This is a genomic window from endosymbiont of Acanthamoeba sp. UWC8 (assembly GCF_000730245.1).
In the GTDB taxonomy this organism is placed as follows: Bacteria; Pseudomonadota; Alphaproteobacteria; order Rickettsiales; family Midichloriaceae; genus Jidaibacter.
Map to the genome: position 1 here is coordinate 1,315,673 of NZ_CP004403.1, position 12,358 is coordinate 1,328,030.

10 protein-coding genes are annotated in these 12,358 nt (G+C 32.5%); 3 read left to right on the top strand and 7 right to left on the bottom strand.

Features of this window, described 5'->3' with window-relative positions:
* Positions 1-300: 300 nt before the first annotated feature.
* Positions 301-1,332, top strand: a complete 1,032-nt coding sequence (locus I862_RS06430; protein WP_038540262.1) for a class I SAM-dependent methyltransferase — start codon at positions 301-303, stop codon at positions 1,330-1,332.
* Between the two features lie 7 nt (positions 1,333-1,339).
* On the opposite strand, the gene radC is transcribed toward I862_RS06430, so the two are convergent.
* The 4 genes from radC to I862_RS06450 form a co-directional block, all read right to left on the bottom strand.
* Positions 1,340-2,899 carry a RadC family protein gene (radC, locus tag I862_RS06435; RefSeq protein WP_038540265.1) on the bottom strand — a complete coding sequence of 520 codons (1,560 nt, stop codon included), beginning with the start codon at positions 2,897-2,899 and terminating at the stop codon, positions 1,340-1,342.
* Between the two features lie 634 nt (positions 2,900-3,533).
* Positions 3,534-3,656 carry an IS3 family transposase gene (locus I862_RS08870; RefSeq protein WP_411572132.1) on the bottom strand — a complete coding sequence of 41 codons (123 nt, stop codon included), beginning with the start codon at positions 3,654-3,656 and terminating at the stop codon, positions 3,534-3,536.
* A 611-nt stretch (positions 3,657-4,267) separates the two neighbouring features.
* Positions 4,268-5,470, bottom strand: a complete 1,203-nt coding sequence (locus tag I862_RS06445) for an ankyrin repeat domain-containing protein (protein WP_038540268.1) — start codon at positions 5,468-5,470, stop codon at positions 4,268-4,270.
* Between the two features lie 208 nt (positions 5,471-5,678).
* A complete protein-coding gene (locus I862_RS06450) occupies positions 5,679-6,632 on the bottom strand; it encodes an RluA family pseudouridine synthase (RefSeq protein ID WP_052646519.1) in 954 nt (317 codons plus the stop codon).
* 48 nt (positions 6,633-6,680) lie between these two features.
* Here I862_RS06450 and fliI point away from each other — a divergent pair, with 48 nt between their 5' ends.
* Together fliI and I862_RS06460 are read left to right on the top strand one after the other, a co-directional pair.
* Entirely contained in the window at positions 6,681-8,015 is a 1,335-nt protein-coding gene (fliI, locus tag I862_RS06455) for a flagellar protein export ATPase FliI (protein ID WP_038540271.1), read from the top strand.
* Entirely contained in the window at positions 8,008-8,391 is a 384-nt protein-coding gene (locus I862_RS06460) for a cytochrome c-type biogenesis protein (protein WP_052646520.1), read from the top strand. The genes fliI and I862_RS06460 overlap by 8 nt, the downstream gene beginning before the upstream one ends.
* A gap of 74 nt (positions 8,392-8,465) precedes the next feature.
* Here the strand turns inward: I862_RS06460 and I862_RS06465 are convergent, their stop codons facing one another.
* The 3 genes from I862_RS06465 to I862_RS06475 form a co-directional block, all read right to left on the bottom strand.
* Positions 8,466-8,651, bottom strand: a complete 186-nt coding sequence (locus I862_RS06465; RefSeq protein WP_038540274.1) for a hypothetical protein — start codon at positions 8,649-8,651, stop codon at positions 8,466-8,468.
* 20 nt (positions 8,652-8,671) lie between these two features.
* Positions 8,672-10,747 (bottom strand): zeta toxin family protein, encoded by a 2,076-nt coding sequence (locus I862_RS06470; protein ID WP_038540276.1) that lies wholly within the window; start codon positions 10,745-10,747, stop codon positions 8,672-8,674.
* Positions 10,748-10,970: 223 nt separating this feature from the next.
* Positions 10,971-12,326 carry an Npt1/Npt2 family nucleotide transporter gene (locus I862_RS06475; RefSeq protein ID WP_038540279.1) on the bottom strand — a complete coding sequence of 452 codons (1,356 nt, stop codon included), beginning with the start codon at positions 12,324-12,326 and terminating at the stop codon, positions 10,971-10,973.
* Between the last annotated feature and the right edge of the window lie 32 nt (positions 12,327-12,358).

Genomic DNA, 12,358 nt, shown 5'->3' on the forward strand with positions numbered 1-12,358 from the left:
AGTGATTCAATTATATTCTTCATTTATTTAGTAAATTTAGTAAAACACATCTTTATTACTATTTATTAAAAAATATTATATTTTTATTTAAAGTGGACTTCCATAGCAAATTTTTAAATATTATAATGCGAATATAACTTATAGTTAAAAACCTTAGTCAACACAAAAAGCTTATTACACTACCTTTTAAAGCTTTTCTTATAATATTTTATTACCGGGTAATTAACTATTAAGTAAGACTGCTCTAGATACCCGCCAGTATTTAAAGCAGTATTTTTTTAATTCAAATAGGAGAAAATAATGCGTAATATTTTAAATCCCATTTTCACTAATTATTATAATACTACTCAATCTGTTAATAAAGAAGAAATTGAGCAGTATTTCAAGAATATAACCAATGAACGGGTAGGACGATGGTTTGAAGCTTTTTTGAAGTTTACAAATCAAAAAATGATCACAGGTATGGTAATGCAAAACCTATTCCAAGATTTACAAGAAGCCCAAATAATCACTACTCCATTATCTATTTTAGATGTGGGGTGCGGAGAAGGGGAACTAGCTATGCAAATTTTACAAACTTGGTCAACACAATTACACTGTATTTGTTATTACGGCATAGATACTGATACAAGTTTTATTAATACTATTCATAATGCTTTAACCGATTTACAAGTTCTTCATCGGCTTAAGCAAGGTAGTTGTTTTAACTCTGATATAGATGACTTGCCAAATAGTATGAACATCATCTTAGCTTCAAATGTTGCATACTATGCTCCTAACATCGATAGATTCATGCACTCCCTTCTATCAAAAAAGAGTTCGGATGGTATTTTAGTCTCTATTCATGAATCTTCTACCTCTATTCCGAATTTTTTAAGAGAAAAATATGGTGCTGAAGTAGATACTAAAACAGCATATAAGATCAAAGTCTGCTTAGATAATGTGCAAGTAAAGTATTGTGAATTTATGCTACCATCAAAGATATCTTTACCCGAAAATTATCATAATATGGCATTGCAATTGCTGAAATCTACTCAAAGTACTGCGAGTAACCTGGACATTCCTGTTTTAAATGCTGATCATCAGCAATTTAAAATGCTTCTGGAGTTTGTGGTTCAGAAAAGTTTAGAATCATTAAAACATCAAGGCTCACTAAATAATTATATTAACGACGTACTTGATATAGCTAAAAAGAATAAAGGCTCTATACCGATTAAATCTTCTGTGGTTTTAGTTGTTCCGGAAGATGTACATAACAAAATTTATAGCATTGTAGACAAAAAAGGATTCTCTAAACCTGATGATATAAGTTATTCTCATTTTATGCTATAACCGTTTATTAAAGGCAGGAGAGTTTTCCTGCCTTTATACCTGTATCAATAACTTTATCTATATAATTAGCCTCTATAATTTCCAAACAATAAAAATTTTCATACACATTATTCACAATATCTAATATGGTTTTATGGTCGTAATTAACTTTATGAGTTTTTAAGGCTTTATCAACCTGGAATATTGCTTGTTTGAAAAGTTTATTTTTTAGTTTGAACGGTTGCTCATTTGAAGAAATAGGTAGTATTTCTTTTAAAGATGATAAATGCTGGCTTACAATTAAGCTTTCAATTTTGGATTTCGTAATGAAAGAAAATACCCCTCTCACCTTTCTTTTATCTAAAGTAAAGTTAGGTATGTAATGTATTTCTAAATACATGAATTCCTGTTCTTTACATTGCCATAAATAATTAAAAGTAACTTCTTCTCCTAAAAATGCTTTATTTAAAAATGGTTTACATATCGTGTATCCTTGCTCCCCTACTAATTCTCTGAGGTTTTTTCCAACTATATCTTTACAAGGTATATTAAAAATATTTTCATATGTTTTACTTAAAAATAAAAGTTTATGACCTTTATCAATATATGAGAAAAACATAGGAGAGTCTAAATTTAGAAGTTTTAAATAACTGTTATCAAAACATTCCAGCGAATAATCTTGGCGATAATCATATTTTCTATCCCTACTTATTAAAGTAGAATCCAGTTCATTAATAGTTAAAAGCCATTCATTACATATTACTATACCTATATCCTTAAACATCTTATATTGTTGTTTAATAGCAAACTGGTTAGTATCAATGCTTTTAAGTAGTTCGTTTGATTGCTCAGTATTCTTTTTTATATATTTCTGACTTATAAGGATTAGAGATTTTATATACTGTATTTTTTCATTAGTACTTAAAGAGTATTGCCTTACTTCACCTCTTATTAGATCATTAGCTCTAAAACTATAGTAGTTATATTCATTTAATATCAAATGATCTAGCAAAGTTATATCAAATACTTCTAAGGATTTAAATAGTTTTGAGGTTACTTTTATATCTTCTCTTGATGGCAGTAGAATGCCGCTAGGATGGTTGTGTGCAACAATTAATCCTTTTGCTCTATATATAAGTGCTTTTCTTACTATGTCTTTAGGATTTACCCTGACCGATTCCAGATTACCGTCGGATATAAATTCTTCTTGAATTACTTTATATTTATGATCTAAATATAATACAGCAAAAACTTCCTTATTGTTTCCTTCAAAAACTAGCCTACAATATTCAGATACCATCTTAGTATTATTTAATACTGATATTTTATCTAACTTTTCCTTTTTGCTTCTTCTAATACCTTCTTTTATATATTTAAGTAGCAGTACTGATTTATCATTAAGATTTGCATATTCTTTAATGCAAGCTTGCTCAGTTTTAATTATCTTTGATAAGCAGCCGTATTTGTTAATTAGCTTTCTTGCTTTGCTGGGTGCTTCTTCACCTTCTGATTGTAGTAATAAATTTTCAATAAACTGGTAATCTTCAAGAGAGCTTATTTTATCCTCTTTAAGATGATTAGTGCCCATTCTTTATACTCAAACAAACTTAAAAGGTTATATTATTTTTTAAGTGATATTACTTATTTTTCATTATTATCAAAGTGATATATGGATTAATAAATAATTATTTATATGTGAAATATTGTTTATATTAAACATTTATAAAGATGTTCAGCAGCCATCCTACTTGATAACTATACTAGTTATTATAACTTTCAGCTGCCAGCGACAGTACTTTACTACTACATTACTGTACTAATGTAGTAGTAAATAATTATTTATACTCAATTATAAAAGCTTATATATTAGCACAAAATTTAATAGGGTATTTAATTTATCATTAAAGACAAATAGTAAGATTAAATTAGAAAATATATTTGAAGGAGAGAATTATAATTTAATCTCACAACAACTAAGCAAGGCTTTAGCCGGAGAAATTGAGTTATATAGATATTATAAGTATAATACTAACCAAAGTCCAACCTTTATAAACTTATATTTTTTACCATTACACTTTGAAAATGACATCTATGATAAAATCCTAGGTTGCTATTTATTTCATATACCGTAAGTAGCTATGCTGTCTTGAATATTTAATATTTTATGGATTCAAGGCTAGAAATTTGTATGAAGTTCCCTCTGTGAGGTAGACATTTGCTGTCTATATATAATTATTATAATAAAGGGTTTTAAAATCATTAGGCGATAAATAGCATAAAGAAGAATATCGACGTTTATTATTATACCAGCACTCAATATATATCAAATATACTGGTTTCAGCATCGTGTAAATTATAGAATTTACAATTTACTTCAGTTTTCAAATTACTAAAGAAGTTCTCTGCAACTGCATTATCATAACAATTACCTTTAGCACTCATACTACAGCTGATTTGCTTTAAAGCCCAAATTTCCTGAAATTTAATAGCAGTATATTGGCTGCCTCCATCAGAGTGAAATATTAAACCTTCTTCATAATATAATAAATAAAATAAGCTTGCCTTAAAAGATTTTCAGCCAAGAATTTAAAACCATCTAAATGATTATTTGCAGTCGTCCATTTAAATATTTTGTAATTATCTAAGCATAATATCTTATCCTTTATATAAAGCTCAAATTTATCTAACCAACTAAAAATTTTCTCAAAATTATTTTTTCTTTAGTATCTTGGTTTTCTAACTAGCTAAAACTGTTTTTATTTGAATGCTTTTTTTATCGCATATTAATTAACCTGAATTAGTTCTTAAAATATTACCTAACACTAGAAGACAGCATGTGTGATACGCAATTAAGCTCACTTTACTTTTAACATTCTTAGGGAAATAAACGTATTAATTAGCAATGTGACTTTTAGGGAAAAATAAATCTGGTATTAAAGCCAAGGGTGAACACTAATTACTGAGAAAATTCCCAAATTAAATTATTTGCCGGTGAGTATTCGCTCTCATCATGAATTTCGATATATTCTTTAATTTTTTCCTCAACAACGGTTTCCCAATATATCTTGATCGGCTCTAATATTTTTTGCACTAATGGATTATCATCATAGCATTTATCTGATATTATCTGCGGGTATCTTACTATAAACTCACTATCTTCAAAAAATGAGGAATAATTACCATCATAAACACCTAACAAAATATTTATTACACCATTAATACATTTACCTTTTAATACTTCCTCCTCAAAATGTTCCATGAGAGGAATTTTACCCTCCAACATTGATGACTTGATAAACTCGGCCATACTATTACTAATAAGTGAGTCATGCTTGGTAGTAAGTAAGCTGCCGATTTCACAGGTAGTCGCTGAATGATAGTTAGGCATAATTTCCAGAATACTTTGCAGGCCATCAACTTTATAATAATCAATAAAAATATTTTCCAATACTTCTGCTATAGCCTGCTTATAGAGCATTTTCTCTCTTTCTTGAGCGTATGGTGAACCCATATTATTAAAAATTTGAAACATAAGTTTATGAGACAATTCATGGATCAGAGTACCTTTCGGTAAGGTGTTTTGTTCACTAAGCTTTACTGCTAATCTTTTATTGAAATCGATATAATAACCTTTTGAACCCTCCTCATTAAAATTATTTACCAGTTCTATAGTATAATTTTCATCCAAACTGACAGTATATAAAATTTTGTATAAAGTATTATTTTTACTCAAGTTCAGTAGAGTTTCATATATTTGATCATCATTTAAAAATTGCGAATAACTATATGATAATAACCTGGTAATCGGCATGCTTATACTTTTTACCGGGCATTGATTATATACGGGGAAATTATCGATTAAATTCAGATAATCAATATATTCATCCTCGTCAAGAGATTGAGGAACTGCACCTACTTTAATAAGAGCTTTTGCCGCTTCATTATTCCAGTGAATTGTGGCTATTTTTAGAGGAGTAGATCCAAAAGAGTTACACTCATTCCAATCAACGTTCTGAACATGCTTTGCAATATACTCTATAAGTTTAATATTATTTTCTCTTGCGGCATAATGTAATATACCTGAAGCCTTAATCACCGGATTAGGAGCAGATAAAATTTCTTGATAGTCAAGGGGTAATAAGGAAATAAAGTCTTGCATATAGATTATGAACCAATTATTGGAATTAGCACATTATAACTAAAAATAATATCTTTTCATTAAATAAATTGTAAACTTTTTATTAAATCAAAATATATCATCGTTATTATCTATAATTAAAAAAGAGCAAGTTATGCAGCATAAAAATGAGCTAGCAGTTACAATTTTAAAACCGAACTTTTTTATCCTTTTTCAAAATCAGCGACTTTTATATTGTTAAACCAAAACGATCTAACATATCTTTAAAATAATCCGGAAGCGGCGCTTTAATAATTATATCTTTCCCTTTATAATTCAGCCTGGTTATATAAGAATGAAGATATAGTTTTTGCTCAAACTCAAAAGCCTGCTCTTTACTATTATATTTCGAGTCCCCTAAAATTGGGCAGTTCATTGAAGCACTGTGTACTCTAAGTTGATGAGTTTTTCCGGTAATCAGCTTAAATTCCACTAAGGCAGCTGTATTTAAGGCATAATCGAGCACTCTATATTGAGTAATAGCTCTTTTCCCTCTATCGGTTACCTTTACACTTTCAAAATTTTCATCGGCTTCTTTAGCTAAAGGAAGATCAATCTCCCCTGCATGCACTTCCGGCACCCCGCAGAGTATAGCAAGATAAGTTTTGTTCATCTGCTTAGTTCTGATAAGTTCCGATAGCTCCGCAGCTGCTCTATTATTCCTTGCGACAAGCAGAACACCACTGGTTTCCTTATCCAATCTATGGATAAGCTTCGGCCTATCAGCGCTTTCAAATTTAAGCGACGGCAACAGATCATCCAACGAAACTCCTACTTTAGTCCCGCCTTGGACGGCAAGGCCTGCAACTTTATTGATTGCAAGTATATCCTCATCTTTATATAAAATATTTTGCTCAATCATCTCCAGCAACTTATGATGCTTAGGATGCAGAGTCATCTCAGTTCGTAATTTATTTTGCGGCTTACTTTCTAATTCGGTAAGGTCAGGGAATCTAATTTCCTGCTCCGCAAGTACTCGTGTCGAGGTTTGGACTCTTTTACTATCCACTCTTATTTGACCTTTCCTGGCTAATTTAGCAATAGTTGTAAAACTTATATTAGGAAAATTTCTTGTAAACCATCTATCAACTCTTATCCCATCATCTTCCGGTTTTATCTTAATATGATTTATCTTTATTGCCATTTGTTATGTTACCTTTTAAATTAGAACTAAATACTTGTTATTTATACAATGAATAATATCTTAAAAAAGATTGCCGAAGAAGTGAACAATATACCAGACGTTATTATAAAAGGCAAAGTTTCCGGTATAAAAGGTTTAATTATTTCCGTTCGGGGCTTAAGGAAGTTTGCGAGCATCGGCTCAAGATGTGAGATTTTCTCAAGCGGCGGCAAAATAACTTCTGCTGAAGTGGTCGCAATTAATGCTCAGGAAATACTGCTTATGCCTTTTGATGATGTAACGGGAATCAGTGCTAATGACGATGTTGCGTTAAAAGCTGCCGAACAATCAGTTTATCCGAGCCTGGAATGGCTGGGAAGAGTGGTGAATGCTTTCGGTGAACCAATAGACGGCAAGGGCGCTTTAAAAAAAGGAACTACTCCTTATTTTTTAAAAAGATCCCCTCCTCCCTCACAGTCAAGAACAAGGGTGGGCGAGAAAATGAATGTGGGAATCAGGGCAATAAATACTTTTTTAAGTTTATGCAGAGGCCAGAGAATGGGCGTGTTTGCAGGTTCGGGGGTAGGTAAATCCATGATGATCGCAATGCTTGCCAAGTATGCTGAGACTGATGTCAAAGTTATCGGGTTAATCGGCGAAAGAGGTAGGGAAGTTCAGGAATTTATCGAAGATTATTTAGGCGAGGAAGGGCTTGCGCGCTCGATCGTAGTAGTTGCAACCTCTGATGAATCTGTGCTACTTAGAAGGCAGGCTGCAAACCTTACTCTCTCCTTGTGTGAATATTTCAGTGACCAGGGGAAAGAAGTTTTATGTATGATGGATAGCGTCACCCGCTATGCTATGGCATTAAGGGAAATAGGTCTTTCCGTCGGTGAGCCCCCGACTGCCAAAGGTTATACGCCGGGAGTGTTTGCCGAGCTACCGAGATTGCTTGAAAGAGCTGGGCCTATGCTTAAAGGCAGGGGAGCAATAACTGCCCTATTTAGCGTTCTGGTTGAAGGAGATGACCACAATGAGCCGGTCGCCGATGCGGTAAGGGGGATTATAGATGGACATATTGTACTTGACAGGAACATCGCTGCCAGGCGATATCCGGCAATTGATATTCTAAAAAGCGTTTCCAGGATGATCCCCAAATGTAATAATGAATATGAAAACAAATTAATCAGTAAATCGAGAGGGCTTATTTCAACATTTGAGGAAATGGCGGATATGATTAGAATCGGTGCTTATAAAAAAGGTTCCGATCCTTTAGTGGATGAAGCAATTAAATATCGAGAAGGGCTGGAAAATTTTTTGAATCAAGCTTATAATGAACACGACGATTTAGAATCCTCTTATTTAAAATTAGCCGGAGCTATTGATTTCAAACCTAATGCATAAAACTTTATTTATTATCTTAGTTATATTTTACAGCAACTTTGCCTCAGCATTTGAAGCAATTTTAGTCGACCCACAACAAGAAATGAGAGCAAAAAGTTTGTTTACTTTAATTCGCTGCACCCAATGTAAAGGCCAATCGATTAAGGATTCTAATGCAGAGATTGCACTTATAATCAGGCAAAATATACGTAAACAGGTAGAAGATGGGAAAACTGATGAAGAAATATTAGATTTTCTTGAAGTAAGATACGGCGAAGGAATAAATATGAACCTGAAATTTAATAGCAAAAATATTATATTATGGCTCCTTCCTATAGTACTGCTTTTAAGCGGCGGCTATCTAACTTTAAGGAAAGCTAAGCTTTTTGGTGTTTAGTTATATACAGCTGATAATATAACTTATTCCATCTTTATTTACAAAATATACAAAAATAAATAAACTTATTTATATTATTCACTATCTTCTTGTGTATTCTGAACATAACTATTTTCTTTTTTAATCGCTCTGATAATCTCCAAATAATCTTCCCCTGAAAGGTAATCCGCTTCGTATCCGTAATCTTTTTCATCATCAATTGTAGAAATTAAAATATATTCCTCTTTACTGATCTGTTTTTCTTTTCCTTTCTTACTCATTTGAAACCCTATGTAATATTTTATTTATTTATTGAATTATTTAGTATTTTATTCTCTTTTTTTTCATTTACAAGTTTAATTTTAAAAGTATCTTTTTCTTCATTATGATTCAATTTCCATTTTTCATCTATCTCAGCTGCTTTGCTATAAAGAAAATATCCTGAAATCCCTACAATTAGCGCTGAAGCTCCTAATACAATGCCGTATGCTAAAGGATCATAGCTTACCGCACTTGTTAAAGAGGTGGTAGCATTTCCCATAACTTGCGCTGAAGAGCCCGCTAACATCGCGATAGGGGATACGACGGCTCCCAATAAGGTTAACACATTACCTGAAGGTATGCTTAAATAGTCGCTAACTAAAGGAGGAACTTGAGAATGTAATTTATGCTGCAAAATAAGCGGTGTTTTAAATTCATTATAATTTTCCGTGATATTATAATTTCTCAACGACTCTATTTCAAATGCTTGCTTTGATAATTTTAATATATTTTCTATTTGCGCTTCGGCATGTCGAGCTTCTTTATTTACAGCATTTATAAATGCCTCATCATGCAATGCCTGCTTTAACTCTTGCTTTTCACTACCGTAAACTATTCCTTCCTCTAGTCTTAAAACCGATATACCCTGATATTGCACCCCTACTTGCAAATCATGATTTGATAGATAAGTTTCTAAAAATTCATTAGATGATGCTTTCTCACCTCCCGACCAAATATCCCCTATTTCCTGAGCCTTAGCATTCAAATACTTTCTTCCGTGAAAAGTACAGGCGCTTGAAAGGTCATGTACGATTATTTCACCTGTTTTTAGGTTTCCGCTTTTAACTAATTTCGGCCTTGCCCCAAGCGGTACGTCAGTATCATATAACTCAAACTCTATGTCTTGCCCAATATTTCCGGCAATTATATTTTGTAAATTCCCCGGCGCTTCTTTATGGGATTCCAAAATAAAGCTTGTCGGTACGAATCTTCCTGTTCTCTTTCCTCTTTCATCAGCACGTTTAATTGATATCTCAGGTTCAAGTGAAACCATTTTAATATGAACCCGGCCACCCTCTGCTGTTCCCAAATTAATTTTTTCTTGAGAAAGAGCAACCCCGTCAAACAGTATGTGGGGCGCTTGCCCGGTTTGTACCCTATCGCGTTGCGTCTTAATTATTTTGTAAGTAACCAATCTGGCTTCATCATGATTTAATTGGGCATGTTTCCATACTTCCGATCCTAATCGACTGTTTTCTGATAATAATGAACGATAATTATCCGTATTCAATTTTATTACATCATTCCAAGGAACTCCTAAATTACCGGCCTGCTCAATCATTAAACTTTCCGCCGTTCCCTTGCCGCATGCTGGAGCGCCGGCTAACATAAAAGTGTGGCGTTCATTGCCTGAATACATACTAATAGGCCTTACTACAACAATGTTCTCTTCGCCTTCCTTTTTTTTTGGATTATCAGGAAGCTTAAATGCTGCTTTCTCTTTTATTATGTCTTCTACAACCCCATTAACGGTAACTTCAATTATATTTTCCAGAATTTCTTTTTTTATAGCATCTTTAGCAATCTTCTCTATAATCGTTTTTCTTGTCTCGCCTAAGTTAAACTCTTCAAGCTTATATTTACCGGATGCTATTCTTTTATTTACCAAGGCTTTTATTTCTTCCACTTTAGCCGCTATAGGATTAAGCCTTGAAAAGGGATCCTTGTATGACGGTCGATCTAAGGTTTTTATAGCAGCACCTACTTCTCTATCGACATAATTAGTAATGAGAGGGAGCTGTTTTTCAATAAATATATTTAACTTAGGTGTAACTTTATTGTCGTATATTTGTTTAACTAGAGGATGAAAATCACGTTCGTCTTCTATTTGAATATTACTTACTACAGAAGCGATAGTATTCTGGAATGCTATTCTATCAGGGGTAAAATTAATCATATCAACAACGTTTTTTACTCCTGTTGCTGCTACTATTTCAGCAATTTCCAACTCATCTCTTTCGGAGTGATCGATAATTGTAAACCTACCTGGATCGCAAGTTCCATTTTCATCCCGAAGGGCAGCTAGATACTCATCTACTCTTATAGTTGTTTTCATAATGAAACTCTTATACTTTATATCCTCTTCTATTTCATAATAATTCAAATGTATTAATAATCAGTTAATAAATAACAAATTTTTTAAAAATTACACGTTATGTAAGCAATTAACTATTATTGAGCATATATTAATGATGAAGTGAGGCAAGAAGCCGATACTCTACCTTTAGTATAAAAACTTTCGTTATTTTTATTTCCGATAAATGGTCTACAAATGAAATCTAAAACATTCTGCTAAGCAAAAGCACTGCTGATATCCAAATTATGACCACTATTAGAAATATAAAAAAGATATAAGGTGAGATGCTTACTAAAGTTGCACCCGCTATAAAAGATAACATACTCCACTGAATAAAAGCTCCTAAAGCTTTTCCTCCCTTCTCACCCAGTACATCAGCAACACTTTTACCTTTACTTTTTAATTCGTCATCAAGCGGGATATAGAGCATTTCTTTTGTCGGCTCAAAGAAAGAATACTTACTTGCTTTAACTACTATATTTTGTATAGCTCCTATTATCACACAAAGAAAAAGTATATTATGATCTCCCCACCCTTGAGAAATAGAGCCTTTAAATACGATTAGTATAAAAAATAAACTCCCGGTAATCAGCATAGTAATAGGTGTAACCAATGCCCCGACCTGCCACCTCAATTTTCTTAAAACAATAGAACTGCATAATATAAAAAATATACTGCTACAACTCATGGCCACTTGAACTTTAGCTATAAAATGGCAATAATCCAACGAATGGGGATATAAAAGACCTAAGTGTTTTTTCCATACCCCCTCAACTAAATTAATCGAAACTCCGTAGCACATGATGATCACTGTTATCAACATGATATACCTTGATGACAATATAGCTTTAAAGCTCTCAAGCAAACCCGGTTTAGCTGAATTTATCGGTCTCATAGTTTGCTCTGAGCTAATATATTTTTTAAGAAAATGAACACTTAGGCTAATTATAAGCCCTGCAATAAATATGGTGATGCAAATATATTTCAATGATATTTCCCAACTAACAGAGGTTTTATGCCGAGTTAGAATAGATAATGTGACTCCCGATAACACCGCCCCTACTTCCCCGACCAATGCAAGCAGGGGATAATATTTTTTAGCTTCTTCAACCGAATAAATTCGGTTAGCTATCTGCCAAAACATTAAAGGAAGCATTACACTACCCCACATTTCCGATAAAATATAAAATAGGGAGTAAGACCAGTTTGCAAACATTAATAGCTGATATTTGAAATAAGGGTAACGCAATATAACTTCACTAAAATCAAAGTGTATGAGTGAGGTATTGGGATATAGAAAAAAGCAAAAACCAAGAAAATAAGAAATAAAACATCCGTTTAATAAATGGTAAATTTGTATCTGTGTTAGGAGATTGCTAAGTTTAGTATAAAATAAAGTGAATATTACAGCAGCCGGCAACACACCATATAGCTTAACAGCACTGATTAATTCTGCTCCGAGCTCAGTGATTATTATAGTATCTTTAGTACCCTTTAAAATACTAAGCACATATATAGTACATACTATATTCAATGAAGAAAATATTAACTTTGCCAACTCGCACCTTCATTAATATTTCTCACAATAAT